23 protein-coding genes, 1 tRNA gene and 2 pseudogenes are annotated in these 21,776 nt (G+C 50.1%); 22 read left to right on the forward strand and 4 right to left on the reverse strand.

Annotated elements, in window-relative coordinates; all coding sequences use genetic code 11:
* The first annotated feature begins 7 nt into the window (after nt 1-7).
* The 3 genes from KZ483_RS28895 (at nt 8) to phoU (KZ483_RS10350) (ending at nt 2,695) form a co-directional block, all read left to right on the forward strand.
* On the forward strand, nt 8-1,150 hold the full coding sequence (locus KZ483_RS28895; protein WP_220352571.1) for a methyl-accepting chemotaxis protein: 1,143 nt from the start codon (nt 8-10) through the stop codon (nt 1,148-1,150).
* A 107-nt stretch (nt 1,151-1,257) separates the two neighbouring features.
* Entirely contained in the window at nt 1,258-2,013 is a 756-nt protein-coding gene (gene pstB / locus KZ483_RS10345) for a phosphate ABC transporter ATP-binding protein PstB (protein ID WP_220352572.1), read from the forward strand.
* Nucleotides 2,014-2,035: 22 nt separating this feature from the next.
* A complete protein-coding gene (phoU, locus tag KZ483_RS10350; protein ID WP_220353372.1) occupies nt 2,036-2,695 on the forward strand; it encodes a phosphate signaling complex protein PhoU in 660 nt (219 codons plus the stop codon).
* Nucleotides 2,696-2,745: 50 nt separating this feature from the next.
* On the opposite strand, the gene KZ483_RS10355 is transcribed toward phoU (KZ483_RS10350), so the two are convergent.
* Nucleotides 2,746-3,639 (reverse strand): LysR family transcriptional regulator, encoded by an 894-nt coding sequence (locus tag KZ483_RS10355; protein ID WP_220352573.1) that lies wholly within the window; start codon nt 3,637-3,639, stop codon nt 2,746-2,748.
* 182 nt (nt 3,640-3,821) lie between these two features.
* Here KZ483_RS10355 and KZ483_RS10360 point away from each other — a divergent pair, with 182 nt between their 5' ends.
* The 13 genes from KZ483_RS10360 (at nt 3,822) to KZ483_RS10420 (ending at nt 17,505) form a co-directional block, all read left to right on the forward strand.
* Nucleotides 3,822-4,763: a phosphate ABC transporter substrate-binding protein PstS family protein gene (locus KZ483_RS10360; RefSeq protein ID WP_220352574.1), complete on the forward strand. Its 942-nt coding sequence runs from the start codon at nt 3,822-3,824 to the stop codon at nt 4,761-4,763.
* A gap of 112 nt (nt 4,764-4,875) precedes the next feature.
* A complete protein-coding gene (pstC, locus tag KZ483_RS10365; protein ID WP_220352575.1) occupies nt 4,876-5,808 on the forward strand; it encodes a phosphate ABC transporter permease subunit PstC in 933 nt (310 codons plus the stop codon).
* Nucleotides 5,805-6,692, forward strand: a complete 888-nt coding sequence (pstA, locus tag KZ483_RS10370; RefSeq protein WP_220352576.1) for a phosphate ABC transporter permease PstA — start codon at nt 5,805-5,807, stop codon at nt 6,690-6,692. The genes pstC and pstA overlap by 4 nt, the downstream gene beginning before the upstream one ends.
* A gap of 9 nt (nt 6,693-6,701) precedes the next feature.
* Complete coding sequence (gene pstB / locus KZ483_RS10375; RefSeq protein WP_220352577.1) at nt 6,702-7,460, forward strand: phosphate ABC transporter ATP-binding protein PstB; 759 nt, start codon at nt 6,702-6,704, stop codon at nt 7,458-7,460.
* A 45-nt stretch (nt 7,461-7,505) separates the two neighbouring features.
* Complete coding sequence (phoU, locus tag KZ483_RS10380; protein WP_220352578.1) at nt 7,506-8,165, forward strand: phosphate signaling complex protein PhoU; 660 nt, start codon at nt 7,506-7,508, stop codon at nt 8,163-8,165.
* A gap of 165 nt (nt 8,166-8,330) precedes the next feature.
* Nucleotides 8,331-8,600 carry a hypothetical protein gene (locus tag KZ483_RS10385; protein WP_220352579.1) on the forward strand — a complete coding sequence of 90 codons (270 nt, stop codon included), beginning with the start codon at nt 8,331-8,333 and terminating at the stop codon, nt 8,598-8,600.
* Nucleotides 8,601-8,750: 150 nt separating this feature from the next.
* The gene (locus tag KZ483_RS10390; RefSeq protein ID WP_220352580.1) at nt 8,751-10,235 is read left to right on the forward strand and encodes a GGDEF domain-containing protein; all 1,485 of its coding nucleotides are present in this window, start codon (nt 8,751-8,753) and stop codon (nt 10,233-10,235) included.
* The gene (locus tag KZ483_RS10395) at nt 10,232-11,443 is read left to right on the forward strand and encodes an EAL domain-containing protein (RefSeq protein WP_220352581.1); all 1,212 of its coding nucleotides are present in this window, start codon (nt 10,232-10,234) and stop codon (nt 11,441-11,443) included. Before KZ483_RS10390 ends, KZ483_RS10395 begins: the two co-directional genes overlap by 4 nt.
* A gap of 326 nt (nt 11,444-11,769) precedes the next feature.
* Nucleotides 11,770-14,427 (forward strand): DNA polymerase I, encoded by a 2,658-nt coding sequence (gene polA, locus KZ483_RS10400; RefSeq protein WP_220352582.1) that lies wholly within the window; start codon nt 11,770-11,772, stop codon nt 14,425-14,427.
* Nucleotides 14,428-14,566: 139 nt separating this feature from the next.
* Entirely contained in the window at nt 14,567-15,427 is an 861-nt protein-coding gene (gene mutM, locus KZ483_RS10405; RefSeq protein ID WP_220352583.1) for a DNA-formamidopyrimidine glycosylase, read from the forward strand.
* Between the two features lie 150 nt (nt 15,428-15,577).
* On the forward strand, nt 15,578-16,288 hold the full coding sequence (locus tag KZ483_RS10410) for an MntP/YtaF family protein (protein WP_220352584.1): 711 nt from the start codon (nt 15,578-15,580) through the stop codon (nt 16,286-16,288).
* A gap of 57 nt (nt 16,289-16,345) precedes the next feature.
* Nucleotides 16,346-16,942, forward strand: a complete 597-nt coding sequence (coaE, locus tag KZ483_RS10415; RefSeq protein WP_220352585.1) for a dephospho-CoA kinase — start codon at nt 16,346-16,348, stop codon at nt 16,940-16,942.
* Nucleotides 16,939-17,505, forward strand: a complete 567-nt coding sequence (locus KZ483_RS10420) for a lytic transglycosylase domain-containing protein (protein WP_220352586.1) — start codon at nt 16,939-16,941, stop codon at nt 17,503-17,505. The genes coaE and KZ483_RS10420 overlap by 4 nt, the downstream gene beginning before the upstream one ends.
* 75 nt (nt 17,506-17,580) lie before the next feature.
* Here KZ483_RS10420 and KZ483_RS10425 read toward each other — a convergent pair whose 3' ends face one another.
* On the reverse strand, nt 17,581-17,799 hold the full coding sequence (locus KZ483_RS10425) for an alpha/beta-type small acid-soluble spore protein (RefSeq protein ID WP_220352587.1): 219 nt from the start codon (nt 17,797-17,799) through the stop codon (nt 17,581-17,583).
* Between the two features lie 107 nt (nt 17,800-17,906).
* Between KZ483_RS10425 and nrdR the strand changes: the two genes are divergently transcribed.
* Both nrdR and KZ483_RS10435 read left to right on the forward strand, forming a co-directional pair.
* Nucleotides 17,907-18,362 (forward strand): transcriptional regulator NrdR, encoded by a 456-nt coding sequence (gene nrdR, locus KZ483_RS10430; RefSeq protein WP_220352588.1) that lies wholly within the window; start codon nt 17,907-17,909, stop codon nt 18,360-18,362.
* Nucleotides 18,363-18,507: 145 nt separating this feature from the next.
* Nucleotides 18,508-18,583: transfer RNA gene (locus tag KZ483_RS10435), tRNA-Ala, on the forward strand.
* A gap of 234 nt (nt 18,584-18,817) precedes the next feature.
* On the opposite strand, the gene KZ483_RS10440 is transcribed toward KZ483_RS10435, so the two are convergent.
* A complete protein-coding gene (locus KZ483_RS10440; RefSeq protein WP_258881635.1) occupies nt 18,818-19,276 on the reverse strand; it encodes an MOSC domain-containing protein in 459 nt (152 codons plus the stop codon).
* 62 nt (nt 19,277-19,338) lie between these two features.
* On the reverse strand, nt 19,339-19,944 hold the full coding sequence (locus KZ483_RS10445) for a class I SAM-dependent methyltransferase (RefSeq protein ID WP_397376168.1): 606 nt from the start codon (nt 19,942-19,944) through the stop codon (nt 19,339-19,341).
* Between the two features lie 371 nt (nt 19,945-20,315).
* Here KZ483_RS10445 and KZ483_RS10450 point away from each other — a divergent pair, with 371 nt between their 5' ends.
* The 4 genes and pseudogenes from KZ483_RS10450 (at nt 20,316) to KZ483_RS10465 (ending at nt 21,682) form a co-directional block, all read left to right on the forward strand.
* Entirely contained in the window at nt 20,316-20,981 is a 666-nt protein-coding gene (locus KZ483_RS10450) for a DUF1345 domain-containing protein (protein WP_258881636.1), read from the forward strand.
* Nucleotides 20,978-21,226 (forward strand): annotated as a pseudogene (locus KZ483_RS10455) (SRPBCC domain-containing protein); the annotation flags it as partial. The gene KZ483_RS10450 and the pseudogene KZ483_RS10455, both read left to right, overlap by 4 nt.
* 32 nt (nt 21,227-21,258) lie before the next feature.
* Nucleotides 21,259-21,537, forward strand: a pseudogene (locus KZ483_RS10460) (ArsR/SmtB family transcription factor); the annotation flags it as partial.
* A complete protein-coding gene (locus KZ483_RS10465) occupies nt 21,527-21,682 on the forward strand; it encodes a hypothetical protein (protein WP_220352592.1) in 156 nt (51 codons plus the stop codon). The pseudogene KZ483_RS10460 and the gene KZ483_RS10465, both read left to right, overlap by 11 nt.
* Nucleotides 21,683-21,776: the final 94 nt, after the last annotated feature.

The following is a 21,776-nucleotide window of genomic DNA, read 5'->3' on the forward strand; positions in this document are numbered from 1 at the left end:
GAGAGACATGAGGGTTATTGAGATACGCGCCGAAGCTGGAGAATCTATCGCTAAGAACAGCGCTGATACAGCGCAAACGGTATTAAATGATTTCGTAAGAGCTACGCCGGTCGTGCATGAAACTCACACGTGTCGGGAAGTTATCGAACAATTTGGTTTAATGCCGGATTGCGAATGTATCATTGTGTGTAACGAATCGAATAAGCCGCTTGGACTGGTGATGAAAAGCAGGTTGACCATCATCCAAACTCACCGTTTCGGCAACGACCTATATTACAGCCGACCCATTGTGAAGCTGATGGACGAGCACCCGCTTACGGTGGACATTCGCGTTTCGCCGCAGGAGCTTCTTGACCGCGCTTTGGGGCGGGATGAGAAGACGCTTTACGACTGCGTTGTCGTCACAGATCAAGAAAGATTTCTCGGCGTCTTGACAATGGCCGACCTGCTCCATTTATCACGGCTTCTGCAGCGCCAAAGCGTCGAATCGCAAATTCGCACGATCAGGGGCGCAGAGTCGATGATCCATGATATCGACCGGTCGGCCGTTCAAGTCCTTGAAGCGGCTAAGGTTGGTGAGCAGCTGTCCGAGACCATGCTCGATTTGACGTTAAAGGGCAAGAACGAACTGGACAAGGTAACATCAGTATTTCAAAGCCTATCGGACAATACGGCGAAGCAGGAAGGACAAATCGGGGAGCTGCAGAATCGTGCCGGGGCGATCGGCAAAGTCTCCAAGCTTATAAGAGATCTTGCGGACCAGTGTAATTTGCTTGCGGTTAACGCCGCAATCGAAGCCGCTCGCGCAGGCGAGCACGGCAGGGGCTTTGCCGTTGTCGCCGATGAAGTACGGGGGCTCGCCACGCAGACTAAGCAATCAGCCGAGCAGATCAATTCTCTTATCGCATCTATTCACGAGGCAGTGCGTCAAACGGTAGAGCTGGTTGAACTAGGACGAGTGAGTGCGCAGAGCAGTCAGTATAATGTAAAAGCGGCTTCCGGAGTGTTCGAGCAGTTGTTTCACGCGGCGGCGGACAACAGCAGGAGCGCCAAAGAAATCGGCAAGCTGTCCGATCAGGCATACCGGCAGTCGGAACGGGTAACGGAGGAAATCAAACGGCTTGCCTTGGATATGAGGGCCAGCCGATGAAATTTTAATATTACGTTAACAAAACGAACATACGAGTTTTACAATTGGGAGCTAGGATACAAGTTATAAGATGTGGACCTGTGTCCGCGAATCTGGAGGAGACCATTATGCAATCATTGATTGATATCGATAAATTAAATTTGCACTACGGCACCTTCCATGCTCTTAAAAATGTATCTATGGATATTCCGGAGAAAGCGATCACCGCTTTTATCGGCCCTTCGGGCTGCGGCAAATCGACTTTGCTGAGAACGCTCAACCGCATGAACGATATGATTCCCGGTACCCGTATCGAGGGGAAGATTACTGTGGGCGGAGCCGATATTTACTCGAAGGAAGTGGATGTCGAGACGCTCCGCAAGAAAGTCGGCATGGTGTTCCAGCAGCCTAACCCATTTCCGAAATCGATCTACGACAATGTTGCTTACGGGCCGCGTTTGCATGGCATCAGCAGCAAGCAGAAGCTTGATGAAATCGTCGAAACAAGCCTCCGCGCGGCCGTTCTTTGGGAAGAAGTGAAAGATTATCTGAAGCGTTCTGCGCTCAGCTTGTCCGGCGGTCAGCAGCAGCGTCTTTGTATTGCCCGCGCACTGGCGGTTAACCCGGACATATTGCTGATGGATGAAGCGACATCTGCACTTGATCCGATCTCCACGCTGAAGATCGAAGAGCTTGTTCAAGAGCTGAAGGATAAATATACCATTGTTATGGTTACCCACAATATGCACCAGGCGGCTCGCGTATCGAATCAGACGGTGTTCTTTCTTAACGGCGAGGTAGTGGAATTCTCCGAGACCGAGAAGCTCTTCTCCAATCCGAGAGATCAGCGAACGGAAGATTATATAAGCGGACGGTTCGGATAAGAAAAGGAGCGCATTTAAAATGATGACGCAACGGAAAGAATTCGACCTGGGATTGGACGAGCTCAAATCGCACATCATTGAAATGGGTGAGCGGGTGGAGAAAGCGATCAACGATTCAATGAAGGCGCTTGAGCGTGTGGATGTTACCGAAGCACGACGGCTGATCGCAGAGGATAAAGAGCTTAACCGTATCGAAGAGCAGATTTCCGAGCTCGGCGCCAAGCTTATCGCTACTCAGCAGCCGGTAGCCAAAGATTTGCGGCGTATTCTTGTTGCTTTTAAAATCGCCAGCGACTTGGAGCGCATGGGCGATCTGTCCGTCGATATCGCGAAGGCGGTCGTCCGCCTGGAAGGCCAGAAGCTCATCAAACCGCTGATTGATCTGCCCCGAATGTCGGAAATCGTGCAGATGATGACGCGTGAATCCATCCAGTCGTTCATTCAGGAAAATGTGGATTTGGCTTATAAGATGGCCAAGGACGACGATTTGGTCGACGCCTTGTATTCCCAGATCATTCGCGAGCTGTTTACGATCATGATCGAAGACCCAAAGACCATTTCGCAAGCCAATTTACTCGCTTTCGTCGGCAGATATATCGAGAGGTTCGCCGACCATGCGACGAATATCGGCGAATGCGTCGTCTACCTCGTTACCGGAAAACGCCCGGATTTGAACTCATAAGTTCATAAGGAGAAAAGCAGACCCGACTATGGGATCTGCTTTTATTATTTTCATAACGATTGGGATCCATTCGGACTAAGAGTACGAAGCCTTTCAATCATCCGCTGCATAAGCGGTGCATTCCAATAATCCGTGCGCCAAGCGGCATAAAGCTTCCAGGAAGGCGCAGCGCCGGGAAGCTTCATCGCATGAATTCCCTCTAAAGGCTGTCCGAGTATGGAGGAAGGCACAATGCTAAAGCTGTCGCCAGTGCGAACCGCGTTCAGAGCGAGATCAATCCTGTCCGTAAGCCATCGAATCTGCAGAGTCACCTGCTCCTCCGCTTCCCATTTCCTTACAGCTTCCATTAAGGATGGTTCTTCAAGCATGATAAACGGAAGTCCCGCCAAACGGTACGAAGCAGGCTCTCCCTTCAGTTGAAGCGGGTGTCCGCGCGGTACTAACAATGACAGATGATCCTCCATTATCTGTTCGCTTTGGATGAAAGCGTCACGGGATAAACGTCCGCTCGTAATCAAATCGGCCGAGCCATCCAGAAGCATTTGGTACAACTCTTCCTCGCCGCCTGTTTTGAACGACATAATCATCTCTTCGTGAGCCGCCGTTAATGGTGATTTCCCCGCAGCCAGCAAAGCCGATGCCGCCGCGTCGGTGGAGCCGAAAACAAACTTGAGCTTACCGGTTTGCCTGAGCCCGCTCATCCGGATTTGCGCTTCCGAATAAACCCGGTCGATCTGCTGTGCATAGTGGAAGAGAAGCTTTCCCGCTTCCGTCAGAAGCACCTTGCCGGTCTTCATCTCAAAAAGCGCAACGCCCCATTCCTCCTCCAATTTTCTCATATGAAAGCTGATTGAAGGCTGCTTGACATTCAGCTCATCGGCAACCGCAGTAACTTTTTTGAGACGCTCCAGCAGCACAATGATTTTCATTCTTAACATACTCATGACGGTTTAACTCCCTTGGGCTTCTTGTATATAATTAATTTATAATATTCCTTATAAACATACAATCTATCTATGTATATTTAGCATAGCGTTAACACTTAGAAAATATCAAATTAATAAGGAGAATCTACAATTGAACATGTAAACCAATAACCGTGCGAGCGGAAGGAGAAACCAAAGAGATGAAAAAGATTTTGTTTCTTGCAGTGGCGGTCATGTTAACAGTGAGCTTGGCAGCTTGCGGTACTAAAGGAGAAACCGGTTCCGGCAATACACAAAACAACGGAAAAACGGATACGCAAGCAGGCGGCAGCGCGGCGCTTAGCGGATCACTTCTTGCGGCAGGCTCTACCGCACTTCAACCGCTGGTTGACCAGGTATCGAAGAAATTCATGGCAGACCCCAAATACAGTGGCATTACCGTTCAAGTGCAAGGCGGCGGCAGCGGTACGGGGCTGACGCAGGTGTCCGGCGGCCAAGCGGATATCGGTAACTCCGATATCTACGCGGAAGAGAAATTTAAGGACGCGGATGCGGATAAAGCGAAGGAGCTTGTTGATCACCAAGTCGCAGTCGTTGCAATGGCGACAGTTGTTAATAAAGATATCACCGTCGACAACTTGACGAAACAGCAGCTTGTAGACATTTTCACGGGTAAAGTAACGAACTGGAAAGATGTAGGCGGCCAAGATGAGAAAATTACGATCGTGAATCGTCCATCCAGCTCCGGAACCCGCAAAACTTTCGAGAAATACGCTCTGGGAACTAAATCCGAAGACCTTCAAGGCTCGATCCAGGAAGATTCGTCCGGTACCGTTAAGAAGCTTGTTGCGGAAACGCCGGGCGCGATCGGTTACCTTGCATTCTCATATATCGACGATTCGGTTAAAACATTGAAATACGACGGTGTTGAACCGAAAGAAGAAAATGTCGTAACCGGCGATTACCCGGTTTGGGCTTATGAGCATATGTACACCAAAGGCGAGCCGAATGAAATCGCTAAAGCATTCCTTGATTACATGGTAAGCGTCGAGGTTCAGAACACCGATGTCGTCGAGCTTGGCTACATCCCGGTAGGCAAAATGCAAGTAAAACGCGACGCAGCGGGTACCATAACGAAATAAACCCAAGATATGATATGAATATAAAGCCAGGAGAGGTGGAGTGATCTGCCTCTTCTGGCCTTATTCCACGAAGCCCGCGCTTTACTCCGTAAAGCGCTTAAGGAGAGATGGTATGTACCGGCCGGCAGAGGGTGAGCAGCCCTTACATCAACGTTTACAAAAAAAACACGCAAAACCGCACATAATGGAGGAATGGGTAGGCAAGGTCTATACGACGCTCTGCATATTGGTGTTGGTCGTAACGATCGTGGCCATTGTCTATTTTGTCGCTTCCCGCGGTTTGAGCACGTTCCTGGTTAATGGAGTCAGTCTCAGCGGATTGCTCACAGGGTTAAAATGGGATCCGGAGGGCGATATACCGCTGTTCGGCGCTCTGCCCTTTATTTTCGGCTCATTCAGCACCTCTTTGCTGGCCGCATTAATTGCCGCTCCTCTGGGGTGCTGCGCGGCTATATTTATGACGCAAATTATGCCCGGCTTCGGACGCCGCGTGCTTCAGCCTGTCATTGAGCTGCTCGCCGGTATCCCTTCGGTTGTATATGGTTTTGTCGGTCTCACCGTAATCGTCCCTTTACTGCGTTCGACTTTTCCTGGTCAGGGCATAGGCATCGCCGCCGGTGCTCTCGTGCTGTCCGTCATGATCCTCCCTACGATTACGACAATCGCTACGGATGCACTTGCTTCGCTGCCTTTCGGCTTGAAGGAAGGCTCCTATGCGCTTGGGGCGACACGCTGGCAGACGATTTACCGCATTGTCATTCCGACTACCCTTCCTTCATTGCTGACAGGAGTAGTGCTCGGAATGTCGCGCGCATTCGGCGAAGCGCTTGCTGTGCAGATGGTTATCGGCAATGCGCCGCATATTCCCCATTCGCTGTTCGAATCGGCATCGACTTTAACAAGTGCTATTACGCTTGGTATGGGCAATACGGTAATGGGCTCCGCCCATAATAACGCTTTATGGTCCCTTGCCCTCATTCTTCTCCTGATGACGTTCGTATTCGTCTTTGTGGTCCGTTTCCTGGAAAGGAGGAACAAACGATGAGCGCGAAAATCGCAAACAAGTTAGCAACGGCCGTCATCATCACGATCACGTCATTGATGGTGCTGGCGGTTGTGGGGCTGCTCGGCTTTATCATCGTCCGGGGCCTTGGACATATCAGCTTTCATTTCCTTACTTCCGCTCCGGAAACGATCAAAGCAGGGGGCGGCATCGGACCACAGCTGTTTAACTCGATATTCTTATTATTGTTAACATTGATCATAACAATTCCGCTCGGTCTCGGTGCGGGCATCTATATGAGCGAATATGCGAAGCCAGGCAGGTTTACCGACTCGATCCGCCTGGTGGTCGAGGTATTGTCTTCATTCCCCTCGATCGTAATCGGATTATTCGGCCTGCTTGTTATCGTCAATTTATTCGGCTTTGGATTCTCCTTATTCTCGGGCGCTCTTGCGCTGACTGTTTTCAATCTGCCTCTAATGGTGAGAATCACCGAGCAATCGCTGCGCGGAGTGCCGCGCGAGCAGAAGGAAGCAAGCCTGGCACTCGGTCTGTCCCGGTGGAAAACGATCACTTCAGTTATGCTTCCGATCGCGATGCCTACGATTGTTACCGGTACGATATTGGCGGCGGGCCGCGTATTCGGCGAAGCGGCCGCGCTGCTGTTTACCGCCGGCATGAGCTCGCCGAGACTCGACTTCACCGATTGGAATCCGCTCAGTCCGTTCTCGCCGCTTAATCCGTTTCGGCCCGCCGAGACGCTGGCGGTGCACATCTGGAAGATAAACAGTGAAGGACTTGCTCCCGATGCGGCCCAAATTGCGGCAGGAGCGTCAGCGGTACTTCTTATTATGGTGCTGATTTTCAACTTTGCCGCTAGATGGTTCGGAAGATTGCTGCATCGTAAATTTACCGCGACGAAGTAGGAGGGTACCATGAATACTATCGAACTGGCAGCCAAACGGCTGAGTGTTTATTACGGGGAGAAGGAAGCGATCAAGAATGTTACGCTTGAATTTGCGCCGCGTGAGGTAACCGCATTGATCGGCCCTTCAGGCTGCGGTAAATCGACGTTCCTGCGCAGCCTGAACCGGATGAATGACACGATCGGCGGTGTTAAAACGTCAGGCGAGATTTGGCTTGATGGGGATAACATAAACGAAGCAGGTGTGGATGTAGTCCTGCTCCGTCAGAAAATCGGTATGGTCTGGCAGCGCCCGAACCCTTTTCATAAATCGATCTATGAGAATATTGCCTTCGGGCCCAGATATCATGGGGTCCGCAACAAGAAGGAGCTCGATGACATTGTCGAGGACTGTCTTCGCAAGTCGGCGCTGTGGGACGAGACGAAGGATCGTCTGCACCAATCGGCGCTGGCGCTCTCCGGCGGCCAGCAGCAGAGGCTTTGTATTGCGCGTTCAATCGCAGTAAGGCCGAAGGTGATTTTGATGGACGAACCGGCGTCTGCACTCGATCCGGTCTCCACTTCCAAGGTGGAGGAGCTGATCTCCGAGCTGAAGCGGGAATACTGCATCATTATCGTCACGCACAATATGCATCAAGCCGCCCGGGTTTCGGATAAGACCGCCTTTTTCTATATGGGTAAGGTGGTTGAATTTGATGAGACACACAAATTATTCACCAATCCGTCGGAGAAAGCGACTGATGATTATATATCCGGCCGTTTCGGTTAGAAGTGCGAAGAGTTAATTTATTGCATAATGAAGGAGTGTAGCCGGGTGATCAGACGCAAAGAGTTTGACGATGGACTGGATCAACTGAAGACGAAGCTGATTGACATGGGAAACCGTGTGGAAACTGTGCTTGGAGAAGCGATGGAAGCGCTGAATACGGTCGACGTGGCAAAAGCCAAGGCAATCATCGCCAAGGATATAGAGCTGAACCGGCTCGAAGAAAGCATCGATGATCTCGGCGCTCGGATGATTGCGACGCAGCAGCCGGTTGCCAAGGATTTAAGACGGATTCTGACTGCGTTTAAGATGGCCAGCGATCTGGAGCGAATGGGCGACCTGTCGGTCGATATCGCCAAAGTCGTGGTTCGCCTGGAGGGTCAGACCCTCATTAAGCCGTTGGTCGATTTGCCGCGCATGGCCGAAATTTCGCAGCTTATGATATACGAATCCATACAATCGTATGTCCAGGAGAACGTGGATCTTGCTTACAAAATGGCTAAGGACGACGATCAGGTCGACGCCTTGTACAGTCAGGTAATTAATGACTTGTTCACCTTGATGGTCGACAATCCGAAGACAATCTCGCAGGCGAGCTTGATCAGCTTCGTCGGGCGTTATATTGAACGCATTGCCGATCATGCGACAAACATTGGTGAAAGTGTGGTTTACCTCGTAACCGGCAAACGGCCGGATTTGAATATGTAATACAAGATGATGCGATGACCTGCTGCAGAAGCGGGTCTTTTTCTTTGTGCGTTTTCTTTTCTTCTTCGCACACGGTTGTTTTCTTGCTGATATCGGGAAGGATAACGGATATTATTCGTCGAAATTACTTATTGAACTTGGCTAATTTCAGGAGGGTTGGATAAAGTGAAGATCATTATCATTAAAGCCCGTATGACCCACACCGAAGCGGACGGTTATGTCGGAGGCGTTGAGTTCGAGGCGGAGGGCCACGCGAGTGCATATGAGATAACGCTGCAAAGCAAGAAAGGAAAGGACTGGTCATATGCGCTGCTGTTCCGGGATGCTTCGGGCAAAGAAGAAGATATCTTTGCGGTGGAACAGCTGATCGAAGAGGATGACGAGCTGTTTGACCGGCTTGTAAAAGCTGCCAAAGACGCATTGTACGCAAATTAGAACCGAAATGGATGCAAACATGAAAACCGGCCGCGGATGTGGGCTGGTTTTTTTACGTTTATTTAACACTTCGTCTACTCTCTCTTCACAAACAATTGGTACAATCAGACTATTCAATAGTCAAATCGTTCCAACCAAAGAGGGATAATTGTGGACGAAATCGGTTATGGTCTGCTGGACCGCACGATGATTCACCGTATAACGGAGCGTTGGCACCAAGGGGGAATCGGTGTCATCATTCTTCATTTGACTGTTCAGCGCGCTTTTGTCATGGACGCGTTACAGTCATGGGCTTCCGGTCAGCCCCTCATTTGGCGGTATCGGATGGAGAACGATTATTTCTTCTTCCTGCAGCGTGAGAAAGCCGGCGAACGATTGGACATGCTGGTTGATAAAGCAACCGAAACGCTTCGAGAAAGGCTAATAGAAGGACAAGCGGCTGTCTCCGGCGGCGGACGAAACGAGCCGTACTTCGTCATCGGAAGCGCATTCTCCTTCCCATCCGGTATGGGGCGCTCAGCGGAGGCGATGATCTACCATGCGATTAAACACGCATTAACCGCCGTCATGCGCCACGGGCTTAAGCAAGAACCTATACCAGCGCCAGAACTCAAGGACGGCCGCGGTGCCAATGGGGAGCAAGAGCTTGGCGATCTTGGTTCATCATATTCGATAGGGTCGCTCGCCAAGGCAATTCCGGTTTTTAGATCGGTAGCCCGCGTGTCTGAAGTCGCGAATATGTTCGAGACGAATCCGCATCTTCAAGGCGCTGTGATCGTCAGTCAAGAGCGGCCTGTAGGCCTCGTGATGAAGGAAAAAATGCATCAGATGCTTGCTGGACAATTCGGCCTTCCGCTTTATTGGAATCGATCGATTGAGAAGATCATGGATGAAGACGCGCTTGTCGTCGACGCCGGTTTGCCAGTGGAGCAGGTGGCGCAAATGGCGATGACTAGGGATATATCGCGGCTGTATGATATTGTGACGATAACTCGCGATGGAAAGCTTCTCGGTGCGGCATCGATTCGGTCCATACTCGAGAGTATGACGAATTTGCGGACGGAGGAGGCCCGCACCGCCAATCCGTTAACCGGATTGCCCGGCAATGTTGTCATCCATCGCGAAATGAAACGGCGTATTGATACCGGTAAGCCATTTTCCATCATTTACGCCGACTTGGATTATTTTAAATGGTTCAACGATTGTTTCGGATTCAGCCAAGGTGATGCGCTGATCCGTTATTTGGCGGAGGTACTGCTTGAAGTCAGAAGTGCTTCGGACGATAAGAACGATTTTATCGGACATATCGGCGGCGACGATTTTATCGTGCTGTCAGACGCAATTGAACCCGCGGAGCTGTGCGGGCAGTTCATCGAGCGCTTTGAAAGCGGAGTGAATCGTTATTACGGCGGCGTAGATGTCTCTAATGTGGTGGACCGAAGCGGAAACCGGGTTGAGCAGAATGGTGTCAGCTTATCGTTGTCTTTGCTTATCTGGGACGGTATTCGTCCTATCACGCCTGCGGTTGTTTCGCAGGCAGCCGCCCGCTTGAAGAAGCAGGCCAAAGCAATTAAGGGCAGCGCATTTATAATGGAGAACGTCTTTGAAATGCATCCGGGAGAGGGACGATTGTGAACGTGAAACGATATACCGGTATAGCCGCAGCCGATTATACCAATAGCCTGTGCGGCAATGAAAGCGGACCGACGGGAATCATTTATCTGGCCTGGCATGGTAAGGCTAAGGAAAGGGAGGAAATTAGGAAGCTGATTCGCACCGATTGGAGGCGGTTTGCCGAACAGGCTATCGCCGATCAAAGCAGCGCCGGCATGAAGGGACTGACGGGGATGTGGATGCAGGAGGATCTGTACGTTTGTCTTCCTATGCCTCATGTGCCTGCGGAGCTGCTTGAAGAGATCCTGTTTGAGCTCGGAAGCCGCTTCAAAAGAGAATGGGAGCGCCGATTTATCCATTCCGTCCTTGGCGGCGAGATTGCAGAGCTGAAGCTTCATGCAGGGGTTTCCTTCCTGAACGGAGGGGAACCCGAGGAAAGCCGCTGGTATGAAGGCGTCAAGCGCGCACTGATCCATGGACAAGCGGCAAGCGCCACCGAGCGGAGTCTGCAGCGACTCGCATTCGGGCAATTGATTCAGGGCAGGACCATTTCCTCAGTCTATCAGCCGATCGTTTCGTTGAAGTGCGGGAAGGTGTACGGCTATGAAGCCCTTTCCCGATTCCTTGACAAACGCTGGTTTGACGGGCCTCAGGAGCTGTTTGCTTTTGCCGCCGAGGAAGGAATGACATACGCATTGGACCGGCTTGCGCGGGAGCGGGCAATAGAAGGCAGTATGGGACTTGGCAGCAATCAGAAGCTGTTCATTAATATTACCGCGCATATTATGAATGACCCGTCGTTTACGCCGGGACAGACGCTTCTACTGCTTGAGCGTTTCGGTTTGGCGCCGCATAATGTCGTCTTTGAGATTACGGAACGCAGCTCGTTCGAGGATTTCGGCGCCGCCAAGATGCTGCTCGATCATTACCGCAACCAGGGGTATCAGATCGCCATCGACGATGCCGGAGCCGGCTACTCTTCGCTGCAATCGATCGTTGAAATTAAGCCGGATTTTATTAAGATCGACCGGTCGCTTATCCAGGACATTCACCGCGATCCCATGAAGCAGCAGATCGTCCAGACATTTACCGAGTTTGCAGCGAAAATGGATATTTCACTCGTCGCCGAAGGTATCGAGGAGGAAGAGGAGCTCCATCATGTGAAAGCGATGGGCGTCGGTTTCGCGCAGGGTTACCTTCTCGGCAGGCCGCAGCCTGTAATCGGGTAACGGACTAATCCGGATTTGAATCGCGGGGCGTGGGGAATAAATTGTTGTGCGAGAACGGGATTAACAAATTGGCTGGCTTTGATATTGCTTTTGGAAATATTCACCTGTATTTTCGGGCGCTGGTTGATATATGCAACCAGCTTTTTGGCTTTTCGTCTTAGTTCATTGTTCCGCGGGTTCACTCAAATGTTATGGTGTCACCGCTATCAGGATGATTTTATTGACAATTACATTTGTGCGGCTGGGAAGCCGGGCATTATGGGAAAGCCGGTCCGCTTTATGATATGATAGATTGAAGGAAATTCAAGGTGAGGTGTGCCTTTCGGATGGATAAATGGATATTGATCGATGGAAACAGTATTGCCAACAGGGCATTTTATGCGATGCCTCCTCTGACGAATTCAGCCGGCCTGCATACAAATGCGGTTTACGGTTTTACAACCATGCTGCTCAAGCTTCTTGAAGAGGAAAAGCCCACGCATATGCTCGTTGCTTTCGATGCGGGCAAGGTGACGTTCCGGCATGAAGGATACGGCGATTACAAGGGCGGGCGCGCCAAAACGCCGCCAGAGCTGTCCGAGCAGTTCCCGGTCATCAAGGAAATGCTGAAATCGTTCGGCATAGCGCAGTTCGAGCTGCCGGGATACGAAGCCGATGATATTATCGGAACGCTGACAAGAATGGCGGATGAGCAGGAAGTCGAGACAATCGTCGTTTCCGGCGATAAAGATATGCTGCAGCTTGCTTCGAATCATGTGACGATTGCATTGACCCGCAAAGGGGTAAGTGAGGTTGAACGGTTCGACCCGGATGAAATCCGCGGGAAGTACGGTCTTACACCGCAGCAAATTATCGATTTGAAAGGCTTGATGGGAGACGCGTCCGACAACATACCCGGCATACCCGGAGTAGGCGAGAAGACCGCGCTCAAGCTGCTTCACGAATATGGCACTGTAGAAGAAGTGCTTGCCCACACGGCTGATCTTAAGGGGAAAATGAAAGAGAAGGTCGAAGCCCATCAAGAAGATGCGAGGATGAGCAAGAAGCTGGCAACCATATTCCGTGAGGTGCCCCTCGAAAATAAAGAAGAACAGCTGGTTTACTCCGGTTACGATAAAGCGATGCTCGCGGAAACGTTCAGAAAGCTGGAGTTCAAGTCGCTTATTGAGCGGCTCGACCTCCCTGAAGCCGGCGCCGGAGCAGAAGGCGGCGTCGCCCCGGAGGCTTCGTATGATATTGTCTTTGCCGGTGATTTGACCGCTGCGGCGCTTAACGATCTGCTGTCGCGAGCGGAGAGCGTTTACATTGAAGCATACGGAGAGAATCCGCATCAGGCACAGCTTCTCGGCCTTGCAGTGCCGTCGGGTGACCGTGTTCTTGTTGTCCCATACGATGAATTGATGGACCGGGCGGGAGAGCCGGTGCGCAACTGGCTTGCGGACAGCAATGCCCCGAAGCGGGGCTATGATCTGCATAAGGCGGATCTGGCTCTCGCCTGGCTTGGGATTGAGTTGTGCGGCACGACATTCGACGTCCTGCTCGCGGCTTATTTGCTTGATCCGACAGAGTCGAATCAGACGCTTTCATTTCTTATGCACCGCTACAACCTGCCTCTTGTTCAGCCGGATGAAGCGGTTTACGGCAAGGGAGCAAAATTCAAGGTTCCAGACAATGCGACGCTTTGCAGCCATCTGGCCGCGAAGGCGGACGCTGTCCGCAAGCTCGTACCGCTTCAGCAGCGGGACCTTGAGAGCGGCGGCATGGACAAGCTCTATTACGAGCTTGAACAGCCGCTGGCCATCGTGCTCGCCGGGATGGAAAAGCAGGGCATCAAGGTTAATAAAGGGACCTTGGAAGAGCTTGGCGCTGAGCTTGAGCTCGGCATTTCACGGTACAAAAGCGATATTTATACCCATGCAGGAATGGAGTTCAATATCGGTTCGCCGAAGCAGCTTGGCGAGGTTCTGTTTGAGAAGCTTGGCCTTCCAGCCATGAAAAAGACGAAAACAGGCTATTCGACCGATGCGGATGTGCTGGAGAAGCTCGAGCCTTACCATGAAATCATAAAATTGATCCTTCATTACAGGCAGCTTACCAAGCTTCAGTCCACCTACGTCGAGGGTCTGCTTAAAGAGATCAACCGAGATACCGGAAAGGTTCATACGTATTACCGCCAGACGATCGCCGCAACCGGACGCCTTTCGAGCCAATTCCCGAATCTGCAAAATATTCCGATCAGGCTTGAAGAAGGACGCCGGATACGCAAAGCATTCGTTCCTTCCGAACCGGACTGGATGATATTGGCGGCCGACTATTCGCAAATCGAGCTGCGCGTGCTTGCGCACATTTCCGGGGATGAGAAGCTCAAGGAAGCTTTCATTCAAGATATGGATATCCACACAAAAACGGCAATGGACGTATTCGGCGTCAAAGCGGAGGAGGTCGACGGCAACATGCGCCGCTCGGCCAAAGCGGTTAACTTTGGAATCGTCTATGGAATCAGTGACTTCGGGCTGTCGAACAACTTGAACATTACCCGGAAAGATGCCGCTAAATTCATTGAGCAATATTTTGAAGTATTCCGGGGAGTGCGTGGATATATGGACAATATTGTCATGCAGGCGCGCCGTGACGGCTATGTGACGACTTTGCTCGAGCGCAGAAGGTATTTGCCGGAAATTAAAGCGTCCAACTTTAATTTACGCTCTTTCGCCGAACGGACTGCAATGAACACTCCGATTCAAGGTACTGCCGCTGATATTATCAAGCTCGCGATGGTGAAGATGAATGAACAGCTTCAGGAACGCAAGCTTCGCAGCCGAATGCTGCTGCAGGTACATGACGAATTGGTTTTCGAAGTGCCCCAGGATGAGCTGGAGCTAATGAAGAAGCTCGTTCCCGAAGTAATGGAGAGCGCGCTTAAGCTGGATGTACCGCTCAAAGCGGATGTCAATTACGGTGTGAATTGGTACGAAGCCAAATAAAGCATCCCTTCCCGTAATAGGTTATAATAGGGGATGGTTGCTGCTAAGAAGTAAGCTGCAGCTGTCGGAATTTCTGTGCAGCCGCTGTTCTGCAGATGGATCGCATAGATACCGACCCTTTAGTGGAGGTGAATAATGGATGCCTGAATTGCCGGAGGTTGAGACCGTTCGGCGGACGCTGAACCAGCTCGTGGCAGGTAAACGGATCGAGCGCGTTACCGTTACCCTTCCGAGAATTATTCAGCGGCCACAGGAACCGCTTGAATTTGCTGGAATGCTTGCCGGCCGTACAATCGGTTCGGTCGAACGCCGAGGGAAATTCATTCGCATATTGCTGGACGGGCTTGTTCTAGTTTCACATTTACGAATGGAAGGACGTTACGGCGTGTACCGGCAGGACGAGCCGGTAGAGCATCATACGCATGTGCGGTTTCACTTCGACGACGGTACGGAACTGCGATATAAGGATGTGCGGCAGTTCGGCACGATGCATCTTTTCGCCCCGGGCGAGGAGCTCTTGCTGCCGCCGCTCAGCAAGCTTGGAATCGAGCCGCTTGACGATTCGTTCACGCTCAAGGCTTTCAAGAACACGCTGGCCAAGCGGACGACGAAAATAAAACCGTTGCTGCTGAACCAGGAATATGTGGTTGGACTTGGCAATATCTATGTCGATGAGGCGCTGTACGCCGCCGGCATTCATCCGGAGCGGGAAGCTAATACGCTGGTGTCCGCCGAATGGTCCAGGCTGTATGAGGCGGTTCGGGCAACGCTCGGACGTGCTGTTGAAGCTGGAGGCTCATCCATTAAATCATATGTTAACGGACAAGGCGAGATGGGAATGTTTCAGCATGAACTGCTCGTCTACGGCCGCAAGAACGAACCGTGCAGCAGGTGCGGCAGGTTTATCGAGAAATTCGTGGTAGGCGGCAGAGGGACTCATATTTGCACCGCATGCCAGCCGCTGCCCAAGAAGAAGTCGGCCAAGCCTGTCCGTAAATAATGCACGAGTATGAGTAAATCGCATATGATGTACCATTCATGTTTCATGGGCTAATGCACACACGTCTCCTTGACTGAAAGCCTCTTTCCGGCTTTCTTGAGCGATCAACGGCAAACGGAGCGCTTAGTCCAGTTAATGGAGGGACATCGTATGCTTGAACACCTTCTGGCACTACTGCTGCTTGCTGTCGCCGTGAGCTTGGATGGTTTCGGTGTCGGGGTGACTTACGGCTTGCGGCGCATCCGGATTCCTGTGGTTTCGGTGGTTATTATCGCATTCTGTTCCGGATTTGTAGTCTGGTCAGCGATGCAAATCGGCACTGTGCTGAGCGGCTATATGTCACCTGCTACGGCCAAACGAATCGGAGCTTATCTGCTTGTGCTATTAGGCGGCTGGGCTATCTTTCAGTATTGGCGCAGCCGGTCTCAATCGGACCGAGGCGAGCAGGATCACAGTGACCCGGCGCCCGAAACCGGGTCGAAGACGGTGATGACCTCGGATGGGAATATTATGCTCACGACCCCCGTTATCGTTTTTGAATGGAAACGGCTCGGTCTTGTTATCCAAATACTGCGAAGGCCGCAAATCGCGGACGTCGACAGCTCGGGCATCATTTCCGCATCTGAAGCAGTGCTGCTCGGTTTTGCATTGTCGCTTGACAGCTTTGGGGCAGGGCTTGGTGCGGCGATGCTTGGTTTCTCTCCCCTGATGACCGCCTTTGTCATTTCATCGGCAAGCGGATTGTTTTTGCTGGGCGGCATGCGTCTGGGGCTGCGGTTCGCGGCATGGCGGGGAATGCAGACATTATCGGTTTTGCCGGGAATTATGCTAATTGTGATTGGAATCATGAGATTGCTGTAGGCAATACTACAAAGTGAGTGTCCGCATACCGCGGATGCGGTATTATGAGGTGAAACAATGAGACTTGGATTAACGGGCGGCATTGCAAGCGGGAAAAGCACCGTGTCCGCAATGCTTGCCGCGCGCGGCGCCAAGATCGTCGATGCCGACCAAGTGGCGCGGGAGGTCGTTCTTCCCGGGGAGCCTGCGCTTGAGAGCATCGTTTCTGTTTTTGGACAGGCTGTCTTGAATGCCGATGGGACAATGAACAGAAGCGAGCTTGGACGTCTCGTCTTCGGCGACCGCGAGAGGCTTGACAAGCTGGAATCAATTTTGCATCCGGCAATCCGGGTGAGAATGTGGAAGCAGATGGATGCGTACTTGGAAGAGGATCCCGACCGGCTGGTCGTTGCAGATATTCCGCTTCTATATGAAACGGGACAGGCCTCGCTTTATGACGGCGTTATGGTTGTATACATACCAAGGGCTCTGCAGATGGAGCGGCTTATGGTTCGTAACGCTTTGAGTGCCGATCAGGCTAAGCAGCGCATAGATTTGCAGATGGATATCGAAGAGAAGAAGCGGCTTGCGGATTTCATAATCGACAACAGCGGTACACTTGAAGATACCAAGGGCCAAATTGCGCAGTTTTGGCGGGATCAAGGCTTGCCATGAGCAAAATATTCCGCAAACGCGTGCTGCTCGTCCTTCTTTTTACTGTTATCGTGCTGCTTTTCCTCAATTCCGACTGGATAAACCGCTGGATGTATCCGATTGAGTATAAGCCGGATATTCGCATCAGCGCACAGAACTACAACCTTGATCCGTATTTGGTTGCGGCGATTATCCGAGTGGAGACGAATTACAGCGCAAACGCTGTTTCCAAGAAAGGCGCACTCGGCATTATGCAGCTCATGCCGGATACGGCGGAGTGGATTGTCAAGCAGGGCCGCTTTACAAATGTGACGACGGATACGCTCGCCAGTCGGGCTGATATAAGCATCGAGATAGGGGCATGGTATTTGAATTCGCTTCACCAGCAGTTCGATGGCAATATGGTTGCCGTTATCGCCGCATATAATGCCGGTCCCGGTACGGTAAACCGCTGGATGGCCGATGGGGTGTGGGACGGCCGTTTCGAGACGGTGGATAAACTGCCCTATGGCGAGACCCGGCACTATGTACAGCGAGTCATTTATTATTATAATAAATACAAGAAATTATATCCGGTATTTTAGGACGGAATAAGAAGAAAGCCTTGGCCGGCTACCGGTAAAGGCAGCGACCAAAGCTTCCGTTATGAAGCCACGTCATTATTTGAACTGTCCAGCGATGGATTGCTCTGCGATTTGTACCAGTTTACGGGTGATGTAACCCCCGAGGGAGCCGGCGTCACGCGTAGCCATGTTACCGTAGTAACCGTCTTGCGGGATGGAGATACCCAGCTCTTGCGCGACCTCAAATTTCATTTGGTCAAGCGCAGCATTGGCTTGTGGTACAACCAGTTGATTGCTGTTACGATTTTGACCCATTGTTTTTCACCTCCTCACGGTTGGTAACTGTATTATGTGCGAAATCGCAAGTTTCATAACAGGTAACGATTGGTAAACCGTCGTTCAAAGATGGAGGCTTAGAATCGATGAAATGTCCGTATTGCGACTTTGCAGGGACGAAAGTGCTGGATTCCAGACCCGCCAACGAAAATAAATCGATACGGCGACGCCGCGAATGTGAGAAATGCACCCGGCGTTTTACAACGTTCGAGATGGTGGAGGAAACGCCCCTGATCGTCATAAAGAAAGATGGCAGCCGCGAGGAATTCAGCCGTGACAAAATACTGCGCGGACTAATCCGGGCCTGCGAAAAAAGGCCTGTGCCTGTCGAGATGCTCGAAGTTATTGTGTCTGAAGTAGAGAAAGAACTCCGAACGACCGCTCAAGCCGAGGTGGAAAGTCGGGAAATCGGCGAGCTTGTAATGGCCCAGCTGTATCCGGTCGATGAAGTGGCTTACGTGCGTTTTGCATCCGTTTACCGCCAATTTAAAGACATCGACATGTTTATGAAAGAGCTAAGCAGCCTGCTTTCGAAACAATAGCGGCACATAGTATTGACACTATTGCCGCTTCTGTGTTACGATCTTTCTTGTCGCGATAAAGCATGGGGCCTTAGCTCAGCTGGGAGCACCATCTGGTTGGTTACACACCCAAAAAATGATTCAAAAAGTAAGGGCAATTTAGCACGGGGGCTTAGCTCAGCTGGGAGAGCGCTTGCATGGCATGCAAGAGGTCAGCGGTTCGATCCCGCTAGTCTCCACCAATACTAAAATCAATCCACCTCATATTAAGGTGGATTTTTTATATTGCTGGAGCCCATAGTGGGAGCGATTGAACAATCATCATCGAAAGTACATCAAGTGGAGAAGCACGGCGTCTGAAGGAAGCCCCTAGGTGGGCGAACCCCAGGGGTTCAGTCCACGTGGACGTATTGGATGAATTGGCTACGTTGTTCCATTCTGTTCATCATTAACTGTATTGATGATTCATGCGTTTATTAGGATGTACTGATAATCCTAAGAGAATCGCCTTTACATATCTTTCCTTCACGTTCTACTGAACAAACAATTCCCCTTAATTTTTGAGCTGCAGGCACAAATTCGCGGTGAAGGCCTGCTTGATTATAAATGTACTCAATTACCTTACCAGGTCCTAAGCAAGGAAGGTTCTCTCCTTCGCAAATAAGTCCTGTTCCATCCGGGAAAATTAATCGAGCACCGGTCGAAAGCTCAGTTAACTTCGTTATCCCCCTTATCATTATGTTAGCTCCTAGCCATTCTGGCTTGATTGATGGAAGCCCCATATGTTCAGCAATGCGTTGGCAGTCTTCGTATGAAACGATACTTATTTGTCGTCGGTTTGCAATCATCGTACCCCGCAGGTAAATTTTTTGCCGAGAGTCCGCGGGACGGAGAATTCCATAATGACGATCCTCCGGAATGCCGCCAATTTCCACGTTGATGCTGGGTACCTCTTGTGTAACAAAGGTCACTTATTGTGATAGAAGTTTGAACGATGTTAGGTTTGTTTTTTATTAATGGCTTTAATAACAACAAAAATATCCTTATAGAACCGCTCTATCCTGTTAATTTTGAATCCTTCCTGCTTTACCAATTCAATCGTATCGCGGTTTAAATGGCATCCGTCACATAATCGTTTCCAAAGTGGCGTCATCCATTCTTGAAGTGGACCAAGAACCGGGTGTTTAACTTTTACATGCTCGAACATTAACATTTGTCCATCCGGCTTACAAACCCGACGTATTTCTTCCAATGCTTTACGTGACGTAGGAATCGTACAAAAGACCAAAGTACACACGACACAGTCAAAGCTATCGTCTGGAAATGGTAAACTCTCCGCCCTTGCAGATATCACCTCAATTGGGATTTGGGCATTTTCTAATCTTACTAACGATCGCTGTCTCATAAGAGGATCTGGTTCGATTGCGGTGACCTTTTTCGCATGTTCATAAAAAGGAAAGTTTAATCCTGTCCCTGATCCGATCTCCAACACGATTCCGTTCGCATTCTGAAGTAATTGTTTTCGAATATGTTCAAATCGTCTTCGCTCAAGCGGCTTCATTATAATATCATAAGCTTCAGGAAACCATTTTCCCAATACCATTCACCCCAAAGTAATAACAAACTATAACAAACTGTTTGATGCCTGTTTTGTGGCAGGGACTCGTTATGCGATAATTCTTCTATTCTTTTTCTCCTCTTCATCCATTGATTTCAATATTGGGCATCTTTAATATTTTAACGCAGTTAAGCGCACTTGTATTGCTGCCCTTTATTGAGGGCGACGCACTGCTCATAATTGCTTTATTCGGGGGAGAAGAACATAATTATATAGGGGTACAAGGATATCTCTTGTTTGTTATTCGCACATCCCTTTTCCTATGGTTTATTTTGGAATGTGCTCGTTTTTCCTTTGACTACCCTAATCCGAATATAAGCACCCGTATACGAAAAACTCAAAAGGAGCATAACTAGATGAAATCCTGGTCAAACATTAAGGAAATGACAAAATCGAAGCACGAGATTCCCAAAAATCTCCGGATTTCACGCTGGTCTTTTCTGATTGCCATATTCGTAATCGGAGCTCTGCTTGCTTCACTACCTGAGATGTTAACGGTTGGTGCAAGCTGGTTTATACCCGCCATCTCATTTATGCTTCTTGTTCCACTAATCTATACTGTCGCAAGGGGCCATCATGTATTCACTCGTATATTGACCTTTATCATTCTTGGGATTGTGACATCGGGGCTCATCAGCAGTGTTATTTTTCTAATCGACACGTTGTTTACTCATAAAGCTGTAGCTTCGAGTTTATTTCGGGATGCGGTTCTATTATGGGTAGCTAATGTCATTGTTTTTACAGTTTGGTATTGGGAAGTAGATCAAGGAGGGCCAGTCTCTCGCCACACCGGGCAAAGCCAATCACCGGATTTTCTTTTCCCACAAATAGCGGCAGGCTTGACAAATTGGAAACCGGGCTTTTTTGATTATTTATTTCTGGCGTTTAATACAAATACTGCTTTCAGCCCAACTGATACGTCGGTTATGTCGCGACGTGCAAAACTGCTAATGATGACACAAGCTTCCATTTCGCTAGTCATTCTTGCTGTATTAGCTGCCCGTGCCGTAAACATCGTATGAAACCGGCTGATGGATTTATACCGGAAATCCGTAAAACGGTTGTCCTCAATGCTCCGATTGAAAAAGTATGGAAAGCTGTAGCTGCTTCGGAAGGTATTGCCGCATGGTGGATGGCTAATACTTTTAAACCTATCGTGGGCAGTGAATTCATCCTTCATGCAGGGCATTTCGCTGATTCCCCATGTAAAGTGACAGAACTCGATCCACCGAATCGTGTTGGCATTGACTGGGGAGATGACTGGCACCGTCAAATATGTAGAGGCTTAAGTTCACTGCGCCTGCATTAAAGCACGATGTATTTCAGGCAATCGCCGACCCTACCCGCCGAAGGCTGATTAAATTGCTTGCCGACAAGGAAATGCCGATTGCTGCAATAACGGAATGTTTCCCGCTTACGCGCACAGCTGTCAACAAGCATCTGCATATTCGATCTGATGCGGGACTTTTCAGCAGTCAGAAGGTCGGACGGGAAACGCGGTACAAGCTTCAGCCAGAGCCCCTGGTGGAAATAAAACAATGGCTAACCTTTTTTGAAAAATATTGGGATGAAAAGTAAGAACCGGGATGCGTATTATTATGCTCTCGGTTTTTTCATTGTACGCCCGGCATGGGCGTATCTCTACGGTGAAAACCCGGAATGGGGCTGGCAAGCGCCTCCGCGGAATAAATTGCTGACGCTCACAGATGAGTGGAATGATTAGGTAAAAGTTAGTAATAAGGAAATGGTATTCCTTAAGAAAGCGTTTATGATACAATACGAAAAGTCAGACGAAGCCAACTAAGACAATATGGCTT

Source organism: Paenibacillus sp. sptzw28 (genome assembly GCF_019550795.1).
GTDB lineage: Bacteria > Bacillota > Bacilli > Paenibacillales > Paenibacillaceae > Paenibacillus_Z.

What these genes read in the sequence shown, in the direction of transcription:
- nrdR (WP_220352588.1), top strand. Translation starts at nt 17,907, where the DNA reads ATGAAATGTCCGTATTGCGACTTTGCAGGGACGAAAGTGCTGGATTCC.
- mutM (WP_220352583.1), top strand. Translation starts at nt 14,567, where the DNA reads ATGCCTGAATTGCCGGAGGTTGAGACCGTTCGGCGGACGCTGAACCAG.
- KZ483_RS28895 (WP_220352571.1), top strand. Translation starts at nt 8, where the DNA reads ATGAGGGTTATTGAGATACGCGCCGAAGCTGGAGAATCTATCGCTAAG.
- KZ483_RS10410 (WP_220352584.1), top strand. Translation starts at nt 15,578, where the DNA reads ATGCTTGAACACCTTCTGGCACTACTGCTGCTTGCTGTCGCCGTGAGC.
- KZ483_RS10360 (WP_220352574.1), top strand. Translation starts at nt 3,822, where the DNA reads ATGAAAAAGATTTTGTTTCTTGCAGTGGCGGTCATGTTAACAGTGAGC.
- pstB (WP_220352572.1), top strand. Translation starts at nt 1,258, where the DNA reads ATGCAATCATTGATTGATATCGATAAATTAAATTTGCACTACGGCACC.
- KZ483_RS10355 (WP_220352573.1), bottom strand. Translation starts at nt 3,639, where the DNA reads ATGAGTATGTTAAGAATGAAAATCATTGTGCTGCTGGAGCGTCTCAAA.
- coaE (WP_220352585.1), top strand. Translation starts at nt 16,346, where the DNA reads ATGAGACTTGGATTAACGGGCGGCATTGCAAGCGGGAAAAGCACCGTG.
- KZ483_RS10465 (WP_220352592.1), top strand. Translation starts at nt 21,527, where the DNA reads ATGAAAAGTAAGAACCGGGATGCGTATTATTATGCTCTCGGTTTTTTC.
- KZ483_RS10425 (WP_220352587.1), bottom strand. Translation starts at nt 17,799, where the DNA reads ATGGGTCAAAATCGTAACAGCAATCAACTGGTTGTACCACAAGCCAAT.
- KZ483_RS10450 (WP_258881636.1), top strand. Translation starts at nt 20,316, where the DNA reads ATGAAATCCTGGTCAAACATTAAGGAAATGACAAAATCGAAGCACGAG.
- phoU (WP_220353372.1), top strand. Translation starts at nt 2,036, where the DNA reads ATGACGCAACGGAAAGAATTCGACCTGGGATTGGACGAGCTCAAATCG.
- pstA (WP_220352576.1), top strand. Translation starts at nt 5,805, where the DNA reads ATGAGCGCGAAAATCGCAAACAAGTTAGCAACGGCCGTCATCATCACG.
- KZ483_RS10445 (WP_397376168.1), bottom strand. Translation starts at nt 19,944, where the DNA reads ATGGTATTGGGAAAATGGTTTCCTGAAGCTTATGATATTATAATGAAG.
- KZ483_RS10420 (WP_220352586.1), top strand. Translation starts at nt 16,939, where the DNA reads ATGAGCAAAATATTCCGCAAACGCGTGCTGCTCGTCCTTCTTTTTACT.
- pstB (WP_220352577.1), top strand. Translation starts at nt 6,702, where the DNA reads ATGAATACTATCGAACTGGCAGCCAAACGGCTGAGTGTTTATTACGGG.
- pstC (WP_220352575.1), top strand. Translation starts at nt 4,876, where the DNA reads ATGTACCGGCCGGCAGAGGGTGAGCAGCCCTTACATCAACGTTTACAA.
- polA (WP_220352582.1), top strand. Translation starts at nt 11,770, where the DNA reads ATGGATAAATGGATATTGATCGATGGAAACAGTATTGCCAACAGGGCA.